Origin of the sequence: Mesorhizobium temperatum, from assembly GCF_002284575.1 — a bacterium.
GTDB lineage: Bacteria > Pseudomonadota > Alphaproteobacteria > Rhizobiales > Rhizobiaceae > Mesorhizobium > Mesorhizobium temperatum.
Genome location: NZ_NPKJ01000042.1, coordinates 52493 through 77646 on the forward strand (window position 1 = coordinate 52493; position 25154 = coordinate 77646).

Here is a 25154-nt window from a genome sequence, read left to right on the forward strand (position 1 = left end):
AAACTTTCGTGTCGTATCGCGACCTGTTATGCGATGACTGAACCTCGCCATCGAACTTTGATGCTTCGCGATTTCGTTTCGGCTCTTCTGACTAGGAACGCCCTCTTCATCAGGACCAATCTGCGCATGAAGCCCATCTACATCGATTATCTCAACGCCCTCGACATCGAAGCGCTTGATGTGACCGATGCCGAAATCATCGAAGCGGTCGAGGCCGGTCTGATTGCGCAGGGCAAAGGCCAGACGGTGATCGAGCCGCGCGTCCATCTCGAGCCGGACCCGTCCTTCAACGGCCATTTCAATGTCCTGCGCGGCTACGTTGCGCCGCTCGATACGGCCGGCGTCAAGATTGTCGGTGACTATGTCGACAATTACCTGCACGGCCTGCCATCGGAATTCGGCATCCTCAACCTGTTCGATCCGCGCACCGGCACGCCGCGCGCCATACTCGACGCCACCGTGATCACCGACATGCGCACCGGCGCCGTCACCGCCATCGGCGCGAAACATCTGGCGAAAAAGACGTCGAAGGTTCTCGGCCATATCGGTGCGCGCGGCACCGCCTACTGGAACGTGCGCCTGCTCGACTACCTTTTCGACTTTGACGAGATCCGCGTGCATTCGCGCCGGCCGGAAAGCCGCGACGGCTTTGCCGCCAAGCTGTCCGCCGATCTCGGCAAGAAGGTCACGGCGGTCACCGACTGGCGCGCTTGCGTCGAGGGCGCCGACATCATCGTCGAGGCCTCGCGGCTGCCGGAACCGCAGCCGCTGCTGAAGACCGAATGGATCAGGCCCGGCGCGCTGGTGATGCCGTACGGGACGATGAGCGCGGTGGAGTTGTCGTTGACCGACATCATGCAAAAGATCGTCGTCGACGACTGGGGGCAGTGCAAGGGCGGGAAATTCGGCTCGCTGCGCGCCCATGTCGAGACGGGACGCCTGAGCGAACAGACGCTGCACGCCGAACTTGGCCAGATCGCCGCCGGTCTAAGGCCAGGGCGCCAGAGCGACGACGAGACGATCCTGTTCTGGCATCGCGGCCTGTCGCTGTCCGATATCGCGCTGGGCAAGGCGATGCTGGCCAAGGCGCGGGCCCAAGGCATCGGCCAGCGGCTGCGCTTCGCATGAGTGCGCTCGTCCTCACCGGGGCCGGCATTCGCGTCGAGGATGTCGCGGCGGTTGCCCGCGACGGACGCAAGGTGGAAGTAGCCCCCGCGGTCATGGAGAGGCTGGACAGGGCGCGAAAAGTGCTCGACCGCGCCGCCGCTTCAGGTCAGCCAATCTATGGGGTCAACACCGGACTTGGCGCCAATCTCGGCACGTCGGTCAGCGGCGACGCCAGCGCCTTCCAGCGCCAGTTGCTGGACGGCCGCAGCGGCGCCGTGGGTGACGTGCTGCCGCAAGACATCGTGCGCGCGACGATGCTTGCCCGCGTGGCGATGTTTTCGGCCGGCGGTTCGGGCATTTCATCAGAGGTTTTCGTCGCGCTCACCGACGCGCTCAATGCCGGCGTGCATCCGGTGATGCCGTCGCTGGGCTCGATCGGCGACAGCGACCTGGTGCTGATGGCAACGCTCGGCCGCATGCTGACCGGCGACGGCGAATCCGACTTTCAGGGCCGGCGCATGCCGGCCGCCAAAGCGCTGGCAATGGCGCGCCTCGCCCCCGTCAGCCTCGCTCCCAAGGACGGGCTGTCGCTGATAAGCGCCTCGGCTGTGTCCGCCGGCAGCGGCGCGCTGACGGTGGCCGACGCACAGTCCGCCTTCGCACAACAACAGCAGGCCGGCGCGCTGACCATGGAAGGCATCGGCGCCAACCAGACGATCCTCGATCCGCGCTTGCAGGCGGCGCGACCGGCCGCTGGCCAGCAGCAGGCGGCAAAAGGCTTGCGCGACCTTCTGGCACGCGACGAGACGCCGGCGCCGGCCATCTTGCAGGACCCGCTGTCGATCCGCTGCATGCCGTCGATCCATGGCGCACTGCTGCAGGCAATCGATCAGGCCAGGCAAGCCGTCGAGATCGAGCTCAACGCCGCCGCCGACAACCCGCTGGTGCTGGGCAACGACGCCATGGTGCTGTCGACCGGCAATTTCCACACCCCGTCGCTGTCGCTTGCCTTCGAGACGCTTGGCCTCGCCATAGCTCAATGCGCGGCCGCGTCTGCCGCTCGTTTCATCCAGCTCACCGGCTCAGGCCGCAACGGCCTGCCTAAATATCTGTCGCCGGTCGGCGGTGCTTCGGCCGGTTTCGTGCCGCTGCAAAAGACAGTAAGCGCGATCCTCGCCGCCATCCGCCACAAGGCCAACCCGGTGATGCTCGACTTCCTGCCGGTCTCGGAAGGCGTCGAGGACCATGCGACGCAAGCTCCGCTGGCCGTTTCAAAATGCGCCGACATGATCGTGCTGTGGCAGCGGCTGATCGCCTTCGAGCTGATGGCCGCCGCACAGGCCGTAGACCTGCGCAACGGGCTGACGCTGGCGCCGGCGACCGCCGCGATTCATGGAGCGGTGCGCGCGCTCGTCCTGCCACTCAAGGAGGACAGGCCCCAGGGCATCGACGCCGAGGCGATTTGCGCAGCGCTCGCCAGTGGATCGTGGCAGGCGTAGCGCCTCAGACGATCTTTCGGATGTCGCCGAAAAAACCGCTGGTCATTCGCAAAACTCCCTGGAAACTGGGCGAACCGAACGACCGGTCGTCAAAAGACGATTGTCTTGTGGCCGTTGAGCATGACGCGAGCTTCAAGATGCAGCTTGACGGCCCGCGCCAGCACGCGGCTTTCAATATCGCGACCGACGGCCACGAAATCCTCCGCGCTCATCGCATGCGTGACGCGTTCGGTCTCCTGTTCGATGATCGGGCCTTCGTCGAGGGCTGATGTCACGTAATGCGCTGTCGCGCCGATCAGCTTGACGCCGCGGTCAAAGGCCTGGTGATACGGCTTTGCGCCCTTGAAGCTCGGCAGGAAGGAATGGTGGATGTTGATCGCCCGCCCATAAAGCCGATCCGACAGTCCCTTCGAAAAGACCTGCATGTAGCGCGCCAGAACGACGAGCTCGGACCCCGTCTCCTGCACGAGATCCAGCAGCTTCTGCTCCTGTTCAGCCTTGTTTTCCCTGGTCGTCGGCCAATGGTGGAAGGGAATGCCCTCCAGCTCGGCGAAACGTCGGGCATCTTCATGATTGGAGACGACGGCGGCGACCTGTGCATTCAGCCAGCCGACTCTGATCTGATAAAGCAGATGCAGGAGCGCATGGTCGAATTTCGAGACCATGACGATGATCTTCGGGCAGCGCGACTGATCGACCAATGCGGTTTTCATCCCGAACCGGTCGACGGACGATTTCAGGGCTCGCTCCAGATCGTCCTTCGTCGAGCCCGCCGGGCTGGTGAAGGCGATCCGCATGAAAAAGCGATTGCTCTGCCGGTCCCAGAACTGGCTGCTTTCGGCGATGTTGGCGCCGCTCGCGGCAAGCTCCGTGGTGACCGCGGCAACGACCCCCGGCCGGTCTTCACACGAAAGAGTGAGAATATGAACTGGCTTCACATCGCCAGTTGCAGCATTGCTGTCAGGTTTCACGCGCCGTCGACCCTTTTCATGAACAGACCGAGTTGGTCCGGGTCCATGTGCACCACATGCTTGTCTTCGGGATAGGCCAGGCTGTTCACGTCGGCGACATATTCGGAAAAAGCGGCGATGCGCTCCGCCTGCAGGCGGTCATATTCGGCGGCGAAATTGCGGTAGACCTTGGAATGGCGAGGCATGTGGCCACGGTTCTGGCCAAGGATGTCGTCGGCGAACAGATATTGCGCGTCGCAGCCGGTGCCCGCCCCCATCGACAGCATGATCAGCGAGGTCCGTTCCGAGATCGCCTTGGCCACCTCGACCGGCACCACTTCGATCTCGGCGCCGACCGCGCCGGCGGCCTCGTACTGCCTGACCGCCTCGAAAATCTGCATGGCGCTGTCGGCGGTCTTGCCGACGGCCTTGAAGCCACCGGTCCAGGTGGCGCGCGACGGGATCAGGCCGACATGGCCGATCACCGGGATATTGTCATCGGCCAGGCGCTTGACGGTTGCAAAGCCCGCGCTGCAATAGACCGCGTCGGCGCTCGCCTTGTAAAGCCGGAACGCCCAGCGCACGAAATCGTCGGCTGTGCCGATCTCGTAGAAATTGTCGCCCGGCATGGTGAACAGGCTAGGTGCGGCATCGCGGTATTGCGGATTGAGCACCAGTTCCGGCGGCACCGAGACGATGTCGACCCCAGCCCGTTCGGCCGCCTCGGCCTCGTCCATCGTCAAAACGCGCAGCATGGTCAGCTGCCGCTTACCCTTCATGGCGCGCAGGTCTGCGATCGTGGGTCTTTTCCGGCTCATCGATTTTGGTCCCCTTGTTGCGTGTATGGAAGGCGGGTCAGGATTCAATTTGCATGATCTTTTCCGAGCCGAAGGTCAGCGCAGCAAAAACCGGTTCCCACTTTTCGGGATCATGCTCTAGATCTGGATTATCACCTTGCCCGCTTCCACCTTGACCGGATAGGTCTGCAAATTGACGCAGACGGGAGCCCCCTTGGCCTGGCCTGTCTTGTAGTTGAAGCGGCCATTGTGCTTGGGGCATTCGATGATGTCGTCCATGACAAGCCCGTCGGCCAGATGGGCCTTCTCATGCGTGCAAAACCCGTCTGTAGCGAAGAATTCGTCGTCCGGGGAACGATAGATCGCGAAGGTGCGGCCGCCATGGTCGAAGCGGATGACATCCTCTTCTTCGACATCGCCCACGGCGCACGCCTCAACCCAATCGGCCATCTCTGTCTCCTGAAATCTCTGGTCCGCGCAACCGGCACCCTGTGGCGAAAACCTATTCCGCCGCCGCCGACATATTCACTTCGTGGAACTCGCCACGATAGGGCCGCGCCGTCGGCGGCAGGTCGCGCTTGAGGAAGTAATCCTCGTATTTGAGCTGCCTGAGCAGGACCGGCCAGACCTCGCGATAAGCATGCCACATTGACGGGTTCGGCTCCGGCAAATCGTGCTTGATCAATTCGTGCAGCTTTGGCAGCGCATGATAGGGCACCATCGGGAACATGTGATGCTCCACGTGGTAGTTCATGTTCCAGTAGATGAACCGGCTGATCGGGTTCATGTAGACGGTCCGGCTGTTGAGCCGATGGTCGACCACATTGTCGGCTAGGCCGATGTGCTGCAGCAGACCGGTCAGCACCATGTGCCAGGTGCCGTAGAGGCGCGGCACGCCGATCAGCACCAACGGCACCCACGACCGCATAGTGAGGGCGAGCGCAATCGTGGCGATGTAGATGGCGACATGCCAGCGCGCGGCGATGACGGCCTTGTGCAGTTCCATCTCGGGAACGTAGCTTTTCTCGTCGGGCGCCAGCTTGCCTAACGCTTGGCGTACCAGCGCCGGAAGCGAATAGCGAAAATCAAGAATACCGGTGAAAGCGAGCGCCGCGCGCAGCAGGTCCGGCGGGCGCATCACGGCAATCTCGGCATCGCGGCCGACGATGATGGTGTCGGTGTGGTGGCGGGCATGGCTCCAGCGCCAGGTCACCGGATTGCGCATCAGCATGAAGCTTGCGATCTGGTAGACCACATCATTCATCCAGCGCGTCCGGAAGGCGGTGCCGTGGCCGCATTCGTGCCAGCGCGAGTCGCTGGAGGAGCCGTAGAGCACGCCATAGACGAAGAAGAACGGCACGCACCACCAGGTGCCCCAGAAATAAATGCCGCCGGCAGCGGAACCCAGGATGGCGGCGATCCAGATGATCGTGTCGCGGATCGCAGGTCCATCCGAGCGTTGCATCAACTCCTTCATCGCCTTTCGCGGGACATCGGTATGATACCATTCGGCCGAGGCCAGTCCCGTCTCGATCGCCCTGCGCGTGCTTTCGCCAACCAGGCTGTAGTCGCGCTTTATTGTGCCAGCCATTGTGACCTCCAAAAACTGATGGGCCGCGAGCCCTCCCCGCTCCAACCGCAGCCAGCCTCCCAACTGATGCTTCGCATCGTCCTCGCCATCATCACGACCTGCCTCCGAGCGCCGGAAAATTGCCTGACGGCTGCGGATAATCCTGTTGCGGCTGCCTGGCGATGTCAGTGATCCGGCTTTCAGCGGCGGCGATGTCGCCGGCGCCATCGAGAACCCGGAACACCGCATTGTAGGAGCGGCTTTCGCCATGCTCCAGCCAGATCATCTCGCCGCGCTCGCGCGCCGCCAGGTTGCCGAGCACGTGATGCGTCGACGGCTCGATGCCCAGCGCATACTGCCCTGCCTGGAAATTCTGCCATTGGTAGGCGCAGGGCAACTGATCCTTGCGCGTGACGACTTCAAGGCCGAGGCCAAGACGGTCGTTGACCACCGCAACCGGCACGTCTCCACCGGCGTCGGCGCCGAGCTCGTGCTGCCAGACCTGCTCCTTGAAACCCAATTGCGGGGCCGGCACGGTGCGATAGCCGACCTTCTGCGCCTCGTAGCGCTCACCGGCATGCCCCGCCCACACCACGTCCCGGATCGGCGCCAGATAGCGAGACCCCTCGTCGAGCACCGGATGGCTGACATTGATGTGATAAAAGTACATATGCGGCGTCCGGTTGAAGCCGTGATTGACGACCCGATCCGAAAGCCGGATCTCGTTGCCGCCGACATCGGCCTCGATCCGCCGCAGCAGATGCAGATCCTCGCCGAACACCGTCGACTGCTGGACGATGGCCTCGGCCCACAGCACGCAGCGGTCGCCGTCCCACGCTTCGCCGTAGCCGGCCAACCGCGCCGGGATGGTGCTGACGCGGCCGTGCAGCGAATGGCGCACCGTTTTCTTCGGCGGATAATTGTAGCTGTCGGCAGGTACTTCGTTCATGAACAATATATGGTCGAGGCCGCAGGTCAGCAGAAGGCCGGAAAACGACCGCGCCCAGGCCAGCCCCTCCTCGCCTTCATACTCGTGCAGGCCGGGATGACGAAAGCCGCTCGGCGAATGCCAGCCGATGGCCTGGCCCTTGAAGTCGCAGTCGGCAATATCGAGCGCCCGGTCGACCAGCGCGGTGAAACGCAATCCCGAGCCGGTGCGGAATTCGAGCATGCGGATGCCGCGCTCCACGCCGTCGCCAAGCGTCATCAGCCGCACGCCGGCAAATTGCGATAGCATGCCGGACCGCTCCGAGATCTGCCGGCGCGAAAGCGTCTTGCCGTAAAGCTCTACCATGTGACGGCCAGCTCCTTCACTTTGCTCTCGTCTCCTTGAGCAGAGCCGACATGTCGGCGCCGGTGATGATGCTTTCCACCGTCAGCAGGTCGGTATCGGCGACCGTCTGCTCGGCGACGATCTCGCCGCGGCGCATGACGATGATGCGGTCGGCGACCTGGAAGACGTGATGGATGTTGTGGGTGATCAAAAGCACCGAATGACCGGCCGCGCGCACCTCCTTGACGAAGCGCAGCACGCCGTGTGTTTCCTCGACGCCGAGATTGTTGGTCGGCTCGTCGAGGATGATGACCTTGGCGGCGAACTGCATGGCCCGCGAAATGGCGATCGACTGGCGCTCACCGCCCGACAGCGTGCTGACCAGCGCATCGGCGTCGAGCTTTTTCGAGATGCCGACGCGCTTCAAAAGCGCCGATGCGGCGTCGCGCAGCTTGGCGAGATCGAGCGGCGCGAACACGCCCAGCCATTTGAGATTGACCGGCTCGCGGCCGAGAAAGAGATTGCGCGCGATGCTGAGATCCGGCGCCAGCGACGTGTCCTGATGGATGGTCTCGATGCCGAGATCCATCGCGTCGCGCGTCGAGCGGATCGAGACCTTCTGGCCACGCACATAGATGTCGCCGCGGTCGACGGGAAACACGCCGGAGATCGCCTTGATCAGCGTGGATTTGCCGGCGCCATTGTCGCCGAGCAGAGCCACCACCTCGCCTTCATTGAGTGTGAAGGAGGCGCTCTTCAGGGCGCGGACGCTGCCGAAGGATTTTTGCAGGTTCTGCAGCCGAAGCACTTCCATGGTCAGCTCCTGGCGGCGTTCTTCTGCAGCAAAGCGTGCAGGATGAGCATGGCGAGGATGATGACGCCGACGAAGATGTTGTAGGCGAGCCCGGGCACGCCGATCAGCACGATGCCGTTGCGGATGCTGCGCAGCATCAGCGCGCCGACGATCGTGCCCAGGATCGTGCCGCGCCCGCCGGTCAGCGCCGTGCCGCCGACCACCACCATGGCGATCACTTCGAGCTCGTAGCCGGTACCGGCCACCGGCGACGCGGCCGAGATGCGGAAGGCGCTGATCATCCCGGCCAGACCCGCCAGCACGGAGGTCAGGATGAACAGCCAGATCTTGACCGCATCGGCCGGCACGCCGCGCGCCACCGCCGCGTTTCGGTTGGAACCGATGGCGCTGATCCAGTTGCCGAGCTTGGCGTAGTGCAGCACGTAGATCGCCAGCAACGACAGGGCGATGAACCACCACAAGGACGTATAGAAACGGAACGTTCCGATATTGAAGCTGCCGGCCAGCAGCGTCACGAAAAAGCCTGGCTGGTCCCAGGATTTTAGCGGAAAGCCTTGCGTGATGTAGAGCGCAGCACCCCGCACGACGAGCAGCATCGACAGCGTCACCAGGAAGGAGGAGATACCGATCTTGGTGACGATCAGCCCGTTGATGGCGCCGATCGCCACGCACAGCAGCAGCCCGGCAAGCAGCGCCACACCGATATCAACCTGGCCGCTCTGCACCAGCAGCATGACGATGACCGGCGCCAGCCCGAAAACGGCGCCGACCGAAAGGTCGAACTCGCCTGCTGTCAAAAGCAGCGTCATGCCGAGCGCGATGATGCCGAGCTCGGGCAGGAAGGCCATCATGTTGGAGATGTTGAGCGGCGACAGGAAGTTGGCGTCGGCGATGGCGAACACCGCCAGCAGCACCATGAGGATGACGAGCGAGGAGAATTGCGGTGAGCGGATCAGGCTCGACCTGCGTTTCACGTCAGGCATTTCCTCTTCTGCGGCAATTGTCATGACGGATCGGACCATACTTCAAGGCGGCGCCCGCCGCGTGCGCGGCAGGCGTCAGTTTCCATCATTTGTTGTAGAGTTTCAGGATCGGCTCGACGCTTGTCGCGTCGTAGAGGCTGAAAGTGTGTATGTCATAGCCGATCGGTTCACCCGAGGCGGCAAGCCCGAGCAGCGCCACCGGCATGAAGCCCTGCGCCGACGGGAACTGCCAGGCAGCCGCGTTGACGAAGCCGGCCTTGACGGCTTCGGCGGTTTCTCTGGAATTCCCCCAGCCGACGACGGGGATCTTGCCGGCCGGCACGCCTGCGCCGTCGAACACCCGCTTGATGCTGGCCGCGACGGAATCGCCGAGCGCGATGATCGCCGGCGGATTGTTGGCGACCATATAGTCGGTCATCTTGGCGATGATGCCGGCCGGATCGGTGCCGCAATCGACCACATCATATTTGATGCCGAGCGGATCGAAGACGCTGGCGATGCCTTCGGTCTCGAGCTGCTGGTAGCTGGCTCCAGGCACTTCCACCGGCAGGAACACCTTGTCGCCCTGCTTCACCATCTTGTGGTCGACCAGGTACTTTGCCCAGATGGCACCGGCCTCCTTGAGATCGGCGCCGACATAGGCCTGCCGCCCGGTTGCCGGATCGTCGGTGTTGAAGAACACGATCGGGATGCCGGCAGCCTTGGCTGCCTTCACCTCTTCCGTCCACAGCCCGGGCTGCGCCGAGGTGGTGGCGATACCGTCCGGCTTGGCGGCGAGTGCCGAGCTGAAAGCTTCCTTCTGCGCCGCCATGTCGCCGCCGCTGAAGGAGATCTTGCAGGTCACCTTGAGCTGGTCGCAGGCCTTGGTGGCACCGGCATTCCAGTCGAGCCAGAATGCATCCGACGGGCCGCCATGCGACAGCAGATAGAACGTCTTCTCCTGCGCCAATGCCTGCGAGCTGAATGCGAGCCCGGCGAGCACCGTCGCAGCCGCTGCCAGTTTCAATCCGAATTTCAACATTTCGCTTCCTCCATTGTTGTTTCCTCCCGGCCGAAGCGCCACCTACAAGCGGCGGCGCACGGCTTGTCAGAGGCCGTTGGCGCGGAACTTGCCGTCGAGGAATTTCTTGGCCCGCGGCACGTCATCCTCCGAGAGATGCTCGATGATGACCGGGATGTTCGGGTGCTTTTCGGCAAGCCGTTTGAGATAGAGGTCGTAGTTCAGCGAACCGAGGCCGGGCGCCGGCAGCTCGATCTCGCCGACACCACGGAAAGTGTGGCTCTCCAGCGCGTCCTCGTCGCCGATATCGGCGTGCTTCTCCGACTTATCGCCGCCCGAGCGCTTGACGTCCTTGGCATGTGCAATCTTGATCTTGTCGGTCAGCGTGTCGAACACCTGGTTCAGGATCTGGTCCATCTTGTCGATGTTGTGCGTCTCGAAATAATTGGTCGGATCCATCAACAGGCCGAGGCCGGGATGGTCGACCTGCGCGAACATCTTCACCGTTTCCTCGACCGAGCCGACGACATTGTTGACATAGGTTTCGAGCAGGAAGACCGCGCCGTGATCGTAGGCCGTCTGGGCAAGGTCGGCGATCACCTTGCGGCATTCCTCGAACCCTTCCTCGGTTTTGTTCTTGGGATGGTGGACCCAGTCGGACTCGGTGTTGTAGGTGCCGGTTTCCGAGATCACGTAAGGCGAGCCGAAATCGCGGGCACTGCGGATGATCTCCTTGAGATAGCCGACGCGCTTCTCGCGCTCCGCTCTGTCCGGATGGATGATGTTGGTGTAGCCCGACACGCAGCACACCGGCAGATTGTGGTCGCGGAACGTGTCGCGAACCGTCTTGGCCTTTTCCTTGGTGATCTGCCCGGCCGACAGGTCAACATCCTTGAAATGGAGGTCGAGCTGCACGGTGTTGAAATCGAGCGCGCGGATCTTTTGCGCGGTTTCCTTGAGGCCGTACGGGAAATAGCCCGTGAAGATACCTGCCTGCATCATGATGTGAAGTCCTCCCTGTAAGCGATTCAGTTGATTGAGTTTGTCGAGATTTCGGAAAGCTTGACCGTGCGGCCCTCATCGATCGAGCGATAGCCCGCTTCGATCAGCGCCATGGTCTTGACGTTGTCGGCGACGGAAAGTGCGGGCGGCTCACCCGTCTTCACCGCGTGCTGGAGCTGCTCCATCACGCCGATGAAGGCGTGCGGGAACCACATCGTGTCCCAGCTTGGCGTCACCCACTCGCCGCCGGTGGTCGCGGTCGAGGCATAGGTCAGCGTCGAGGCAGAACCCGTCGGCCAGCCGATCGTGCCCTTGGCGACGCCCTTGGTGCCGTCGACGCGCCAGTTGATGTGCTGGTCGTCCTTGTAACCCTCCTGGCGCGGGCCGGACCAGACATCCTCCAGCGACACCGCGAGCACCCCGGACGGAAACCGCAGCGTCGACACGGTGATGCCGTCGGAATGGTCGAACTTCGTGCGCGGATCCTTACGCGTCAGCGTCGTGATCTCCTGGGGATCACCGAACAGGAAGCGCAGCACGTCGAGATGGTGGACGCTCATATTGGCGAGCGTCAGCCGGTCGTAGTCCTCGAGGAATGTCTGCCAGTGCGGGATCGCATGCATGTCGATTTGCGCGAAGACGATGTCACCGAGCGCGCCGCTATCCATGATCTGCTTCAGCACGCGCATCGATTGATCGTAGCGCATGTTCTGGTTGACCGAGAGGATCTTGCCGGCCCTGCCCGCCTCGTCGCGCAACTCGATCGCATCCTTGAGCGACAGCGCCAGCGGCTTCTGCGCCAGGATCGCCTTGATGTGCTTCTGCTTCAGCGCATGGCGGATCAGCGCCGGCTGCTGGTCGGGCGGAAACGCAAGGTCGATGATCTCGACATTTTCGTCCTCGATAAGCTGTTCCGGCGTATCGTGGACGGTCGGGATCTCCCAGCGCCTGGCGACCTTCTCGGCGCTGGCCTTGGTCCGCGAGGCGACCGCCACCGCCGGAAAACCGGCCTCCTTGTAGGCAGCAAGATGGCATTCGGCCATGATCATGCCGGCGCCGACGCAGCCGATCCTGAATTCCCTGGTGCGGATTTTAACGTCCGGCTCGAAGCCCTTGCCCGCTATTTCTTCGCTTGCCATATGTTCCTCCCGAAGCTCGTTCCTTGCAGCCGCCGTCATCTTGCCAGCGCTCCCCCGCTTTGCCCGAAATAATGCACCCTGCCCGGCTCGCAGGATATCGCCACCATGGCATCCGGCCTGATGTCCGGCTGGCCGCGCAGCAGCGCCCTCAGGCGCGCCTGCCCGGCAGCGAGTGTCACGACGGTATAGCCGCCGAGCGGCTCGACCTCGAACACTCGTGCCGGGCGGCCCGCGCGCCCAACCGACATTCCATCATCCGATATTTCCCCATCCTGCCAGGGCCCGACCTTGATATCTTCCGGCCTGAGCCCGATCTCGACGGCATCGGCCGGAGTGGCCTTGTCCGCAATACGGATCGTGCCTTCGGCCGCTTCGACACCGCCCTCGCCGCGCACCGACTTCAAGATATTCATCATCGGCGAGCCGAGCAGCCGCGCCACATAGGTGCTCGCCGGGCGATCATAAATCTCGGCCGGCGCGCCGATCTGCCTGATCTTGCCATTCTCCAGGATGGCGATGCGGTCGGCGACCGACATCGCCTCTTCCTGGTCGTGCGTGACGTAGATCAGCGTCTTGCCGAGCTCGCGCTGGATGCGCTTCAGCTCGACGCGCGTCTCCTCGCGCAGCCGGGCGTCGAGCGCCGAGATTGGATCGTCCATCAGATAGGCATTGGGATCGCGCACCAGCGCGCGGGCGATCGCCACGCGCTGCCGCTCGCCGCCCGAAAGCTGCGCCGGCGGCTTGTGCAGGATGTGGCCGATATGCAGCTTGGCCGCGACGTCGGCGACGCGCTTTTCGATGTCGGCCTCGGCGACCCGGCGTTCGACCAGGGGAAAGCGGACATTGTCGCGCGCGCTCATATGGGGAAACAGCGCCAGGTTCTGGAACACCATGGCGACGTTGCGCTCGGCCGGCGATACTGTGTTGACCGGTCTGCCGCCGATCAGGATTTCACCCCCGTCAGGCGTTTCCAGCCCGAGCACCAGGCGCAGCACCGTCGATTTGCCCGACAGCGGCGGGCCGAAGAAGCAGAAGAACTCATTGTCGTTGACGGTGAACGAGGCGTCGTCGACGGCGAGCGTGTTGCCGTAGCGTTTCGTCACGTTGCGGAAGACGATATCGGCCATGGGCTCAGCCCGCCTTCATGGCAATGCCGGTGGTGGCTTCGAAGACCCGCACCGACTGCGCGGCCGGCGCGACGACTGCCGTTTGTCCGATCGCCAGCCCAACGTCATTGTCGAACACCGCCTTCACCGCGCTCTCGCCCTGGCCGAGATGCACGATGGTGCGCGCACCGATGCGCTCGACGAAAGTCACTGGCAAGGAAAGCCCCTGGCCGTGTTTGACCAGCGCCGCCTGTTCCGGGCGGAAACCGTAAAGCACGTCGCCCTGCGCGCGCCGCACGGCGGCGGCGATTTCGGCCGGCAGCGGCGGCGTCACGCCGAGTGGCCCCAGGTCGATGACCAGGCCACGGTCGCTTTCCGCCGGCCTGCCCCTCAGCAGGTTCATGCCCGGCGCACCGATGAAGCGGGCAACGAAAACATTGGCCGGATTGTTGTAGACCTCGAGCGGCGTGCCGACCTGCTGCAGCACGCCATGGTCCATCACCGCGATGCGATCCGCCATGGTCATCGCTTCGAGCTGGTCGTGGGTGACATAGACCATGGTCTGCCGGAACTGCCGCTGCAATTGCTTCAGTTCGGTCCGCATCACCGCCCGGAAGGCGGCGTCGACATTGGACAGCGGCTCGTCGAGCAGGAAAATCGCCGGCTCCATGATCGCCGAACGGCCGATCGCCGCGCGCTGCAATATGTTGACCGACAGCCTGTCGGCCTTGCGGTCGAGCAGCGGCGTCAGCTGCAGCATCTCGGCAATCGCGCTGACGCGGCGGTCGATCTCGGCCTTTGGCGCGCCGCGCATTTTTGGGCCGTAGGCAAGGTTCTGTCGCACGCTCATATGGGTGAAGATGGCGTAGTTCTGGAAGACGAAGCCGACGCCGCGCCGTCCCATCGGCACGCCGGCCATGTCGCGCTCGCCGAACAGGATCTTGCCGCTGGTCGGCTCTTCCATGCCGGCGATCATGTTCATCGTCGTCGACTTGCCGCAGCCCGACGGCCCAAGCAGCGCCATGAACTCGCCGTCGGCGATGGCAAGATCCATCGTCTTCAAGGCGGTAAAGTCGCCGAACTTCTTGACCAGGTTCTGCAGATGGATGGCGCTCATGCCGGCACCTCCCGCGCCCGGGCCATGTGCTTCATGGCAAACACCGCGGCGATGGACAGCACGATCAAGATGGCCAGCGCGATCGCCGCGACATAGCCCCAGATCAGGTCCTGGGTGGTGAGCTTGTAAATGTAGACGGAGATGGTCTCGGTGGCGACGCCGGGACCGCCGCCGGTCATGATGTAGAGCGTGTCGAAGATCTTGAAGTTCTCGATGACACGGATCGCCAGTGCGATGATGATGATCGTCTTCATCTTCGGCAGCACGATGGTGACGAAGCGCTGCCAGGGATTGGCGCCGAGCAGAGTCGCCGCCTTGATCTGGTCCTCGGGCACGCCGACCAGGCCGGCAAGCAGGATGAGGAACATCAGCGGCGTCCACTGCCAGATGTCGGCGACCATCACGGCAATGAGCGCCAGCGTCGGGTCAGAAAGCCAGGCGATGGTGACGGGGAAGCCTGATATCGCCGAGAGGATGTCGTTCACCGGGCCGCCCGACTGGAACAGCATGAAGAACATGTAGCCGGCCACCGCCGGCACCACCATCATCGGCATCAGCAGGATCGAATAGAAGATCCGCTTGCCCGGGAACTCGTCGGCAAACAGCGTGGCGAGTGCCAAGCCGAGCAGGAATTCCGCTGGCACGCAGACGATCATGACGATGGCCGTTCGCTTGAGGGCGCTCCAGAAGCGCGCGTCGGCGGCAAGGTCGGTGTAGTTGGCGAAATTGTTCCACAGCGACCAGGCGCTCCACCAGCCGAGGCCGGACAGCGGCGACCAGTCGGTCAGGCTGATATAGAGCTGCATCAACAGCGGAAACATCGCGATGAACAGCACCAGGATCTGCGCCGGCAGTGTCAGCCGGAAACCGAGCTTTACCCCTTCGTCCCGAAGGGTCGGCTTTGCCTGGACGGTTTTCATCACGTCCTCCGGAATCGTGGCAGTGACCGCGCTCATTGCTTGAGCGCCCCGAAGGTCAGTCCGCGCACCAGATGGCGCTGGATCGCGATGCCCATGATGACAGGCGGCACCGCCGCGATCAGGCCGAGTGCCGCCTTGGCACCGTAGAGCTGGCCGGTCATCGAAGACGACAGCGAGGCCATATAGACCGGCACCGTCACCCATTCGCGTGTCGTCAGAAGCAGCGCGATCAGATAGTCCGACCAGTTGAGGATGAAGACGAACAGCGCGGCGCTGGCCAGCGGCGCTCGCATCATCGGCAGCGTGATGCGGGTGAAGACGCGCAATCGCGAGCAGCCCTCGACTAGCGCCGCTTCCTCGATCTCGCGCGGCATGTCGTCGAAGAAGGTCTTCATCAGCCAGAAGGCGAAAGGCAGAGTGACGATGCCGTAGATTAGCGACAGCCCCCACCAGCTGTCGGTGAAGTTGAAGAAGGCCCACATGATCATCACCGGGGTCATGACCGCCATCGGCGGAAACAGGCGAAGCTGGATCAGCGCCAGCGGCAGGTTCTGGCCCGAGCCGAAGCGCGACAGCCCATAGGCCGCCGCAGTGCCTGCCGACATCGCGATCGCCGTTCCGAACACCGCCGACAGCAGCGACGACAGGATCGGCTTCATCGCAGTGCGGTCGAGCGCGACGATCAGATTGTTGGTCGATTCACCGAAGACGAAGCGGAAATTGCTGAGCGTCGGGTTCTTCGGCCACCAGGTCAGATCGGCGCCGGTCGCCGACCATTCGGCGATCGGCTTGAAGGCCATCGACACCATCCACAGGATCGGCACCAGCGTCACCGCCATGGCCGCAAGGATCGCTGCATAGCGGAATATCTCGAAAGGAACGGAACGCTTCATCTTGCAGCTTTGCTGGAGTCATCGTTTGCGGAGGGGAGAGTAATCACTCCTCCCCTCCATTCGATCCTGGGAGGAGGATCAGCTGATCGGATCGAGAACCGTGGGCCAGGCCTCCTTGTTGGTCTTGATGGCTTCGAGAAGCTTCTCCCCGCCGGTGCGCCGCGCGATCTTCTTCCATTCAGCCTCGGTGTCGGCCATCGCCTGCTCGGCGGTCTTGGCCTTGGTCAGCGCGGCGACGAGGTTCTCGTCCAGCGCATTGTGGAACGCGGTGGCGCCGGGATAGTTGATGGTCGGCACGGTGCGGGCGACCGTCTCGCGCACCACATCCATGTGGTAGGCGTGATAGGTCTGGCGGACCAGCGGGTCGGAGAAATCCGACAGCCGGAACGGATCGAAATAGCCGCCGGGATTGGCGGTCATCCAGGCATAGATGCGGCTCGATCCGAGCCACTGCAGGAACAGGTAGCAGGCCTCCGGATTCTTGGCCTGCGAAGAGACCGAGGCCGACAAATTGAGCCACAGCACCGAGCGGCTGATCAATTTGCCATCGATCTCGCGGCCCGGCGGCAGCATCGAGCCGATCTTGCCGGTGACAGCTGAATCCTTGTTGCCGGCATTGTCGAGGAATTTCGGCAGGTTGGAGAAGGCGCAAGTCATGGCGGCGCCGCCCTTGGCGAAATTGCCGTACTGCTCCGGCCAGCCCCACGAGATCGCATCCGGCGAATGATGGGCCAGCGATGCGATATACTCGTTGGTAGCAGCTATGCCTTGCTCCGAATTGATCAGCGGCTTGCCGGTGTCGTCGAACAGGAACTGATTGGGCGAAGCCATTGAGACATAACGCTGATACCAGTTGGTGTAGCCCCAGCCCTGGTTGCGCAGATCGGTTGAGCCGAACAGGCCCTTGTCGGGGCGCTGGAAGAAGGCCGCGATCTCGTCATGCTGTTTCCAGGTCCTCGGCGGCGCCAGTTCGTAGCCATGCTTGTCGGAGAAGGCTTTCTTCTCGGCCGCGTCGCCGAACAGATCGATGCGGTAGACCCAGGTTTGGAAATCGCCGTCCAGCGACACGCCATAGGTCGAGCCGCGATACTGGTTGAGCAGCGAGACGCCCTTGGCGCCGTTTACATAGCCGCGCTCGGGGTCGTCCCATTCCGGCTTGTACTGGGCGACGAAGTCGTCGAGCTTCAGGATGCCGCCGGTTTCGGCGAGGTCGCCGAGACGGTTCCATTCGACCGCGTAGATGTCATAGGCTCCACCCTTGGTGGAGATGTCCTGCATCGTCTTGGTGAATTCCTGGCCGTTCGGCACACCGACGATCTCGAGCGGAATGCCGGTTTCCTTCTCCCACAGATCCTTGATCGAAGGCGCGCCGGCGGGAAACGGCTGCGTCAGCTGGCCGATCGAACCGTCGGACAGCCCGAGCACGATCTTGGCCGGCGCCTTGCCGGCGCCCTTCATCGCCTTGGCCGCCTCGATGGCGCGGCCTTCCGGTGTATCGGGACCATACTGATAGCGCTCCGAGCCGTCGAAGCCCGTCGGGCCGCCGATCATGCCCGGCGCCAGCGCGTCGGCCGCATAGGCGCGACTGGGACGAATGAATTTCGGTGCGATACCTGCTGCGGCAACAAGCACGGCCGCCTTTCCACCGGACGCCAGCAAACGGCGCCGCGACATGCGGATTAAATTGGGCATTGGAACTCCTCCCTTAGGGCCTTGTTCCTCCCAGGCCCTCATGATGGATATTGACGGCACTATGGGAGGCTGTCAACATCATAAATACTCAAAACACGTCATAACATCGCAAATGAGGCAGAGGATGCAGTCCAGCGAGGTCAGCCCACGGCACCTAGTGCTTGAATTTGAGGGAACCGAGCGCCGCGCCGATCCTTTTCGGCCCGGCTCGACGATTTGGTGTAGCGCGCCGGCTTGCGCATCGGCTAAGGCCGGATACATCATTTCCCATCAGAATCGCGGATGGCAATGAAGTCGTCGTCCGATCCGTTAAATCTGCGATTTTGATGCGCCGTAGCGCACTAGCAGTGAGGTGATCGACTGTGCGGTCCACCCTGACAGACATAGCCCGGGAAGCCGGCGTTTCAGCCGCGACGGTCGACCGTGTGCTCAACAACCGCGCCGGGGTCAGGGCGCGCACCCGCGAGGTCGTGCTGGAAACGGCGCAGCGGCTCGGCTACATCGCTGAAAATTCGAACGGCCCGACCCCGCGCAATGCACTGCGCGGCGATGTCATACGGCTCGACTTCGCCCTGCCCGCCGGCACCAATTCCTTCATCAAGATGCTGCACCGGCACATCGAGGCGCAGGCGCAGTCAAGACCGGACCTCGATGTGCGCGTCGCCACGATCGAAGGCTTCAATCCCGACCGGCTTGCCCGCCTGCTGCAGGAATTGCGCGGCCAGACGCAAGGCGTCGGCGTCATCGCGCTTGACCATCCGACGGTGCGCGAGGCGATCCGCTCGCTATCGGCCAGCGGCGTCAAGGTCGTCACCATCGCATCCGATATCCTACACGTGCCGAGGGTCGCCTATATCGGCATCGACAACCGCGCCGCCGGCCGGCTGGCCGGCTACCTGCTCAATCGCTTCATGGCCGCCGATCGCCCGGGCAAGGTCGCGCTGTTCGCCGGCTCGCTCTCCTATCGCGGCCATGAGGAGCGCGAGATGGGCTTCCGCCACATCCTGACGGAAGACTCGCCCAACCTGCAGATCGTCGAGATGCGCGAGATGCTCGACGACCGGGAAAAGGCCTATTTGGAGGCCTCCGCTCTGCTGGACCGGCACCCGGACCTGGCCGCGATCTACAATGTCGGCGCCGGCAACACCGGCATCGCTCGCGCACTCAAGGAGCGAGGCCGGGCGCTGTCGACCGTGTTTCTCGGCCACGAAGTGACGGAAGGCACCAAGGACCTTTTGCTCGACGGCACGCTCGACGCGGTCATCGACCAGAACCCGCGCGTCGAGGCCCGCGAAGCGCTCAACACCTTGGCCCACGCGATCAGGGGCTTGCCCTACGAACTGCACCAGCCGAGGCTGCAGGTAATCTTCAGGGAAAGCATCCCGGAGATCTGAACGGAAGCTCCGGGGTAAGAGGGGCCGTGCCAGCTAGCGCGGGCTGTGGCGCTGCGGCGATCAGGGTAATCTTGAGCTCGATGCCGTGCGGGCTGTTGTTTTCGGGGACGAGGAGGACCGGGATCGCCGCCGCATGCCGACCGGTTCGGCATTCGGCTGGTTCGCCGCGGAAGCGGCTGCCGCGAGGATCGTTCGCGAACACTGGCGCGGCACGCTCCGGCTTGGCCGCGACGAGACGCTGGCTGCGGCCTATTGGCGGCGTGGCGCGGCAGGACTGATGGCCGGCTAGATCTTGCTCACCATCGCTTGCGCATCCTCGCCCAGGCTGATCGCGATCCGGTCGCCGGAGGCAATGCCTGACATGTCGCAGACGACCAGCGGCATGCTGATATCGTAGAGGAACTCGGCGACGATGGCGCCGACGGCAAGGATCGGGTCCGGCCGTTCCAGAATGATGCCGGCCGGCGCCGTGCCCCTGCGGATCGCCTCGGCCAGAACCGAAGACGAGGACGACGAGCCGCGCCCGGATGCCATCACCAGGATCCTGCCAGCGACATTTTGGCCAAGACCGGGATGCGAATGGTCGATGATGTCGCCCGTCTCGATATCCAGGCCGCCCCAGAAACTGAGCGCTTGCGGCAGCACCAGCGCCAATCCTTGCGCCTCGCCGGCAAGCTGGAAGATGCCGGTGCGTTCGATCCGGTCTGTTTCGGCCGACCGCGTCATGGCGCGTCCCGCACGACATGACCCACCGCTGCCGAACGGATGCAATCCTTTATGTCGCCGAACGCGACGGACACGCCGATATTGCCCGGTGCGTAATGCGCCCATTTACCGGAATTGGTCATCACCACGCCGTCGAGGCGCTCGATAATCGAGGTGACATAGGTGCAGGTATCCGCAACCGGAATTAGGCCGAACGCCTCCATGCCGGCCAGTGCGCCCTCATCCCGCAATCTCTTCAAAGTGGCGCGTCCGGTGTTGACATAGATCGGGACGCCACTGCCCGGCGCGACCTCGCGCAGCAGCGGCAGCAGGCGCATCCATTCCTCGTGCGAAAAATGCGGCGTGCCAAGCGACACGGCTGCAAGCGGCGCGCCGTCGGGGACGCTCGACAGCCTGGCCAGCGCATGGTCGATGTCGGCGCGAGAGATCCGGATCGTCGCCTCCGGCGCCATGCCGCGAAATGCCTCGTCGAGCGTCTTTGCTTCCGGTGTGATGCCGACCGCATGAAACAGCGCCACGGCGCCCGCCGTTGCCGCCGCCGCACCCAGCGCTTTCAGCTGGTCCTCGTCGCGCGGCTGCGGCAGGCCCGATATGACAGGAATGCGGTCGCCGCTCCTTTGCCCGACAATGAGCCCGACGCCGACGAACAGGGCGTCGGTAGGCTCGAAAGAACCGGTCAGCTCGAACAGGATCTGGCCGCGTCGATTATCGCTCAAATGCAGTCCCCAGGCTGGCGCGCGCCCGGTCATCGCGCAGCACAGGTCGATGAAATCGCCGTAACGGTTGGTCCGCGCGCCGATCACCGAATTGGCGAAGACGATGGCGTTGGACTCGCCCCAGGCGATCTGCTCGCCGAAAGCCGGGCGGAACCGCGTCTGATAGGGCGCGCAGGTGAAGGTCGCCTGGCAGCCGAGCTCCAGATGCGCCTTCATCAGACGGCGTGCCGGCACTTCTTCGGCGGCCGGCATCTTCACCAGCCCGGGATGGATGAGGTCGAACGAGCCGACATTGAGTGTTGTCGGCACAAGCACGCGACCGCCGCCCTCGACCAGCCTTTCGACGAAATCGAGACCGGCCTGGCCGTGATAGAGGCAGCCATCGATATGGGCTCCTGCAATGTCCAACAGCTTGAGCGCGCCGACTGCGTTGGAAAAGGCGACCAGTATCTTCATCGCGGCGGCCACGGCCGGGCCCTGCTCGCCCTGCAGCATCGACTGGTCATCCACACCGAGTTCAAGCGTCATCGGGTGCTCCGCTTTCCCGCACTGCCCGATCATGCTCTCCTCGATTGCGGTCCGCCTGGCAAGTCCGGTGGCCTGATCTAGCTCGTGGCGATCAGCACCGTGCTTTCCGGCGACCAACGCAGCACAACATCCTGACCTTCCGCCAGCCTGTCAGCGCCGGTGTTCTGCACGATGACCTTGAGCGTCTGGCGGTCGCGTTCGACGAAATAGGTGCTGTTGTTGCCGGCGAAGATACGCTTGGAAACCTGGCCCCGGAGTATATTGGCGTTCGGATCAGACATCCCAGAATCGGCGGCGATGCGGATGCGTTCGGGCCGCACCGCGCAGCTCGCCTTGGCGCCGGCGGCAAGCGTCGCTCCTGCCCCGGCGGCGATCGCCGTGCCGTCGGGCAAGCGGATGCCGGTGCCGGTGGTCTCGCCGCGAAAGATGTTGGCGTCGCCGAGGAAGGTGGCGGCGAACTCGCTCTTCGGGCTGTCGTAGATCTCCTCGGGCGACCCTTCCTGCACCAGCCTGCCATCACGCAGGATGCCGATGCGGTCGCTCATCGTCAGCGCCTCTTCCTGGTCGTGGGTGACAAAGATGGTGGTGATGCCGATCTCGCGCTGGATGCGTTTCAGCTCGATCTGCATGTCGACGCGCAGCGCCTTGTCGAGCGCGCCCAGCGGCTCGTCAAGCAAAAGCACGCGCGGCTTGGTGACGATGGCGCGCGCCAGCGCGACGCGCTGGCGCTGGCCGCCGGACAGCTGATGCGGCCGGCGGCTACCGAGCTTGCCGAGTTGCACCAGGTCAAGCGCGCGTTGCACCTCGCTGGCTATCGTTGCCTTGGCCTCGCCACGCACCGACAGGCCGAAGGCGACATTGTCGGCCACGCTCATATTGGGAAACAGCGCATAGTTCTGGAACACCATGCCGATGCGCCGCTTCTCGACCGGCACCCGCTCGACGCTCTCGCCGCCGATCGCGATGCGGCCGGAGTCGGGAAAATCGAAGCCCGCGATCTGACGCAGCAGCGTGGTCTTGCCGCTGCCAGACGGCCCGAGCAGTGCATAGAAACCGCCGTCGGCGAAATCGATGGACACGTCGTCCAGTGCCTTGTGCGCGCCGAAACTGCGCGACAAACTCGATACCTGCACGCCGGCCATTATTTCTCTCCGCCGAATTTGAAGAACCGTGCCGTAAGCAACATCAGCGCCATTGAGACGACGATGATGATCGTCGAGACGGCATTGATCTCCGGCGTAAAACCCTTGCGGATCGCGGCGTAGATTTCGACCGGCAACGTTGTCTGGCCCGGCGTCGACAGGAAGTAGGACACCACGAACTGGTCGAACGACACGGCAAAGGCGAACAGCCCGCCGGCGATGACGCCCGGCATGATCCAGGGCAGCGTCACGCGCGAAGTCACCTGCCACTGGTTGGCGCCGAGCGAACGCGCCGCCTCTTCCAGCTCCGGCGCAAATGTCTGCAGCCGGGCCGAGACGACGACGATGACATAGGGCAGCGCCAGCGCCACATGGCCGAGCAGGATCGCGAACAGCCCACGCCCGATGCCGACGCCGAAGAAGAAGATCAGCATCGCCGTGCCGGTGATCAGCCACGGAATGGCGATCGGTGGAAACAGCAGCGCTTGCAGGACTTTCTTGCCGCGAAATTCATAGCGGTAGAGCGCCAGCGATGCCGCCGAGCCGAGCACCGTACAGATGATGGTGGTGATGATGGCGATCTCTATGCTGTTCCAGGTGGCCGATATCAGCTGGTCGTTCTGCCACAACGAAACGTACCACTCAGTCGTCCATTCGAACGGCAATTGGTAGAAGGGCGAGACGTTGAACGACATCAGCGCCATGATGATAACAGGGAGGTAGAGGAAGGCGAGCAGCAGCCAGATGTAGAGGAGCCCACACCATTCCAGGATACGGGTCGTCGCCATCAAGCAGCCCTCTTCAGCACCGGCGACGCCAATGCCAGGATGACCAGGACGACGGCCAGCAGGATGAAGGAGAGCGCTGCACCCAGCGGCCAGTTGAAGACGGCGACGAACTGATCCTCGATGACCGTTCCGTAGAAGGTGCCGGTGCGGCCGCCGAGGATGCGCGGTTCCATGAACGAGCCGACGACGGGAACAAAGATCAGCGCCGCACCGGCGACCAGCCCCGGCATGGACAGCGGGATGATTACTCGTTTCAGCATTTGCAGCCGCGAGGCGCCGAGCGAGCGCCCTGCCTCGATCAGCGAGTCATCGATGGCCTGCAGCGTGAGATAACAGGTCAGCACCATGTAGGGCACATAGGAGTGCACCAGCCCGATGATGACGGCCGGATAGGAATACATCAGGTCGATGTTGATCTTGAACGGCAGCACGGCGTTGAGCGCGGTGTCGAGAATGCCGCCTTCGCGCAGCACCATAGCCCAGGAGAAGATGCGCACCAGCCCGTTCGACCAGAACGGCAGGATGACGAGCAGGAAGATCGCCTCGCGGCTGCGCCCCTTCAGCACCTTGGCCAGCACATAGGCTGCGGGATAGCCGATGACGACGCACCACAGCGTCACCTCGAGCCCGAGCCTGAGCGACGCCAGCAGCAGTCTCCAGTAAAGCCCTTGCGAGAAAAAGGTCGTGTAGTTGTCGAGCGTGAACGCCCACACCTTCCCTGCCAGGGGCAATTCGGTCATGAAGGAGAAGAAGACCATGGCCGACAGCGGCAAAAAGATCGCCACCGTCAGCCAGAGATAGGCAGGCAGGAGCAACGGCAACGCCGATCGCAATCCGCTCCTCGAACCGGTCGCGACCTGTCCAGCCATATGCTCCTCCCGAAAAGCTTGCCGTTACTTCACCCCGCCCGTTACTTCACATTGACCTTGATCTCCTGCCACAGCGCCAGATAGGCCTCGCGCTGCGCGTCGGTGATCGGCGCCTGGAATTGGATGCGCTTGGCGACATCAGGGTCGCCCATCACCTTGCGGTTGAACGCATCTTCGGGAAGGGCGGCAACCGCCTTGGTGTTGGCCGAGACCGGCGCGCCGACCTTGGTGACCCACTCGACGTAGAAGCCGGGATCGATCATGTAGTTGATGAAGGCCTCGGCGCCGGCGACGTTCTTGGAGCCGACCGGAATGGAAAAGGCGTCGAGCCAGGCGACGGCGCCTTCCCTTGGGATGACCAGCGAGACCGGCAGCTTGAAATGCGTCTTGGCCCGGTCGGCCGAGCCGCTCCAATAGGTGCCGATGTCGATCTGGTTGGAGGCAACCATCTGGTTCCAGTCGTTCTCCGAGCTCCAGAATGTCTTGATCTGCGGCATCAGCGAGGTCAGCTTCGCCTTGACCGCTTCCATATCCTTGATGTCGTTGATGTTCTGGCCGGTGGCGATGGCGCCGAACTGAACCGCTTCGACCGCATCGTCGCGAATGACCACGCGGCCCTTATGCGCCTCGTTCCACATCTCGGTGATGCTGGTCGGCGGCGTCTCGAAGGATTTCTCGTTGATGGCGAGCGCGGTCAAGCCCCATACCCATGGCACGCCATAGACCTTGCCATCGCGGGCGAGCATCGGCGAGCCTGCCTTGTCCGGGCTGATGTCGGCATAGTTGGGAATCTTCGAGACGTCGATCGGCTGGATCAGCTTTTCCGCCATCGCCTGGTCGTTAAAGGCGGCGTTGATCATGACGACGTCGTAGAGGCCGGGATTGGTCCTGAGCTTGGTCAGCATTTCCTGTTCGGAATTGAAGAAGTCGTTGACGACCTTGTTGCCGGTCGCCTTCTCGAAAGCGGCGATGGCCCAGGGCTCGTCGGCGCCGTAGCCCTTCCAGTTGAGTACATGCACCTCGTCGGCCCTGGCGGCCAGCGTGAGTGCCGAAGCGAAGACGGCGGTTGCCGTCAGAAAAGCAGTCAATTTTGGCATGCGCATGTTCGTTCCTCTCATTGTTTGCCCGG

At 63.3% G+C, this 25154-nt stretch carries 25 protein-coding genes; 4 read left to right on the forward strand and 21 right to left on the reverse strand.

Annotated elements, in window-relative coordinates:
• Positions 1 to 126 precede the first annotated feature (126 nt).
• Together CIT26_RS13900 and CIT26_RS13905 are read left to right on the forward strand one after the other, a co-directional pair.
• Positions 127 to 1128, forward strand: coding sequence for an ornithine cyclodeaminase family protein (locus CIT26_RS13900; RefSeq protein WP_095493168.1), 1002 nt, complete (start codon positions 127 to 129; stop codon positions 1126 to 1128).
• Positions 1125 to 2606 (forward strand): HAL/PAL/TAL family ammonia-lyase, encoded by a 1482-nt coding sequence (locus tag CIT26_RS13905; protein WP_095493120.1) that lies wholly within the window; start codon positions 1125 to 1127, stop codon positions 2604 to 2606. Before CIT26_RS13900 ends, CIT26_RS13905 begins: the two co-directional genes overlap by 4 nt.
• 89 nt (positions 2607 to 2695) lie before the next feature.
• Here CIT26_RS13905 and purU read toward each other — a convergent pair whose 3' ends face one another.
• The 15 genes from purU to CIT26_RS13980 all read right to left on the reverse strand — a co-directional run bounded on the left by purU (position 2696) and on the right by CIT26_RS13980 (position 17862).
• Complete coding sequence (gene purU / locus CIT26_RS13910; RefSeq protein WP_095493121.1) at positions 2696 to 3577, reverse strand: formyltetrahydrofolate deformylase; 882 nt, start codon at positions 3575 to 3577, stop codon at positions 2696 to 2698.
• Entirely contained in the window at positions 3574 to 4374 is an 801-nt protein-coding gene (locus tag CIT26_RS13915; protein ID WP_095493122.1) for a 3-methyl-2-oxobutanoate hydroxymethyltransferase, read from the reverse strand. Before CIT26_RS13915 ends, purU begins: the two co-directional genes overlap by 4 nt.
• A 117-nt stretch (positions 4375 to 4491) precedes the next feature.
• On the reverse strand, positions 4492 to 4803 hold the full coding sequence (locus CIT26_RS13920; protein WP_095493123.1) for a MocE family 2Fe-2S type ferredoxin: 312 nt from the start codon (positions 4801 to 4803) through the stop codon (positions 4492 to 4494).
• Between the two features lie 52 nt (positions 4804 to 4855).
• Positions 4856 to 5944: a fatty acid desaturase family protein gene (locus tag CIT26_RS13925; RefSeq protein WP_095493124.1), complete on the reverse strand. Its 1089-nt coding sequence runs from the start codon at positions 5942 to 5944 to the stop codon at positions 4856 to 4858.
• 91 nt (positions 5945 to 6035) lie between these two features.
• Positions 6036 to 7217, reverse strand: a complete 1182-nt coding sequence (locus CIT26_RS13930; RefSeq protein ID WP_095493125.1) for an aldose 1-epimerase family protein — start codon at positions 7215 to 7217, stop codon at positions 6036 to 6038.
• Positions 7218 to 7233: 16 nt separating this feature from the next.
• Entirely contained in the window at positions 7234 to 8016 is a 783-nt protein-coding gene (locus CIT26_RS13935) for an ATP-binding cassette domain-containing protein (protein WP_167391404.1), read from the reverse strand.
• Positions 8013 to 9032, reverse strand: coding sequence for an ABC transporter permease (locus tag CIT26_RS13940; RefSeq protein WP_095493127.1), 1020 nt, complete (start codon positions 9030 to 9032; stop codon positions 8013 to 8015). Before CIT26_RS13940 ends, CIT26_RS13935 begins: the two co-directional genes overlap by 4 nt.
• A 46-nt stretch (positions 9033 to 9078) precedes the next feature.
• A complete protein-coding gene (locus tag CIT26_RS13945; protein ID WP_095493128.1) occupies positions 9079 to 10014 on the reverse strand; it encodes a sugar ABC transporter substrate-binding protein in 936 nt (311 codons plus the stop codon).
• Positions 10015 to 10080: 66 nt separating this feature from the next.
• A complete protein-coding gene (locus tag CIT26_RS13950) occupies positions 10081 to 10995 on the reverse strand; it encodes a sugar phosphate isomerase/epimerase family protein (protein ID WP_095493129.1) in 915 nt (304 codons plus the stop codon).
• Between the two features lie 26 nt (positions 10996 to 11021).
• A complete protein-coding gene (locus CIT26_RS13955) occupies positions 11022 to 12134 on the reverse strand; it encodes a Gfo/Idh/MocA family protein (protein WP_245319411.1) in 1113 nt (370 codons plus the stop codon).
• A gap of 35 nt (positions 12135 to 12169) precedes the next feature.
• Positions 12170 to 13261, reverse strand: coding sequence for an ABC transporter ATP-binding protein (locus CIT26_RS13960; RefSeq protein ID WP_095493130.1), 1092 nt, complete (start codon positions 13259 to 13261; stop codon positions 12170 to 12172).
• Positions 13262 to 13265: 4 nt separating this feature from the next.
• The gene (locus CIT26_RS13965; protein ID WP_095493131.1) at positions 13266 to 14357 is read right to left on the reverse strand and encodes an ABC transporter ATP-binding protein; all 1092 of its coding nucleotides are present in this window, start codon (positions 14355 to 14357) and stop codon (positions 13266 to 13268) included.
• Positions 14354 to 15313 (reverse strand): carbohydrate ABC transporter permease, encoded by a 960-nt coding sequence (locus tag CIT26_RS13970; protein ID WP_095493132.1) that lies wholly within the window; start codon positions 15311 to 15313, stop codon positions 14354 to 14356. Before CIT26_RS13970 ends, CIT26_RS13965 begins: the two co-directional genes overlap by 4 nt.
• Complete coding sequence (locus tag CIT26_RS13975; RefSeq protein ID WP_095493133.1) at positions 15310 to 16170, reverse strand: carbohydrate ABC transporter permease; 861 nt, start codon at positions 16168 to 16170, stop codon at positions 15310 to 15312. The genes CIT26_RS13970 and CIT26_RS13975 overlap by 4 nt, the downstream gene beginning before the upstream one ends.
• Positions 16171 to 16248: 78 nt before the next feature.
• Positions 16249 to 17862 carry an extracellular solute-binding protein gene (locus tag CIT26_RS13980; protein WP_095493134.1) on the reverse strand — a complete coding sequence of 538 codons (1614 nt, stop codon included), beginning with the start codon at positions 17860 to 17862 and terminating at the stop codon, positions 16249 to 16251.
• Positions 17863 to 18224: 362 nt separating this feature from the next.
• On the opposite strand from CIT26_RS13980, the gene CIT26_RS13985 reads away from it, so the two are divergent.
• Both CIT26_RS13985 and CIT26_RS13990 read left to right on the forward strand, forming a co-directional pair.
• A complete protein-coding gene (locus tag CIT26_RS13985) occupies positions 18225 to 19256 on the forward strand; it encodes a LacI family DNA-binding transcriptional regulator (RefSeq protein WP_095493135.1) in 1032 nt (343 codons plus the stop codon).
• A gap of 133 nt (positions 19257 to 19389) precedes the next feature.
• Positions 19390 to 19545: an SIP domain-containing protein gene (locus CIT26_RS13990; protein WP_245319412.1), complete on the forward strand. Its 156-nt coding sequence runs from the start codon at positions 19390 to 19392 to the stop codon at positions 19543 to 19545.
• Here the strand turns inward: CIT26_RS13990 and CIT26_RS13995 are convergent.
• The 6 genes from CIT26_RS13995 to CIT26_RS14020 all read right to left on the reverse strand — a co-directional run bounded on the left by CIT26_RS13995 (position 19542) and on the right by CIT26_RS14020 (position 25128).
• On the reverse strand, positions 19542 to 19982 hold the full coding sequence (locus tag CIT26_RS13995) for an aconitase X swivel domain-containing protein (RefSeq protein ID WP_095493136.1): 441 nt from the start codon (positions 19980 to 19982) through the stop codon (positions 19542 to 19544). The two genes, CIT26_RS13990 and CIT26_RS13995, sit on opposite strands and share 4 nt — an antisense overlap.
• Positions 19979 to 21226 carry an aconitase X gene (locus tag CIT26_RS14000; RefSeq protein WP_095493137.1) on the reverse strand — a complete coding sequence of 416 codons (1248 nt, stop codon included), beginning with the start codon at positions 21224 to 21226 and terminating at the stop codon, positions 19979 to 19981. The genes CIT26_RS13995 and CIT26_RS14000 overlap by 4 nt, the downstream gene beginning before the upstream one ends.
• 77 nt (positions 21227 to 21303) lie before the next feature.
• Positions 21304 to 22368 (reverse strand): ABC transporter ATP-binding protein, encoded by a 1065-nt coding sequence (locus tag CIT26_RS14005; RefSeq protein WP_095493138.1) that lies wholly within the window; start codon positions 22366 to 22368, stop codon positions 21304 to 21306.
• Complete coding sequence (locus CIT26_RS14010) at positions 22368 to 23156, reverse strand: ABC transporter permease (protein WP_095493139.1); 789 nt, start codon at positions 23154 to 23156, stop codon at positions 22368 to 22370. Before CIT26_RS14010 ends, CIT26_RS14005 begins: the two co-directional genes overlap by 1 nt.
• A complete protein-coding gene (locus tag CIT26_RS14015; RefSeq protein WP_095493140.1) occupies positions 23156 to 24025 on the reverse strand; it encodes an ABC transporter permease in 870 nt (289 codons plus the stop codon). The genes CIT26_RS14010 and CIT26_RS14015 overlap by 1 nt, the downstream gene beginning before the upstream one ends.
• A gap of 41 nt (positions 24026 to 24066) precedes the next feature.
• Positions 24067 to 25128 (reverse strand): ABC transporter substrate-binding protein, encoded by a 1062-nt coding sequence (locus tag CIT26_RS14020; RefSeq protein ID WP_095493141.1) that lies wholly within the window; start codon positions 25126 to 25128, stop codon positions 24067 to 24069.
• Positions 25129 to 25154: the final 26 nt, after the last annotated feature.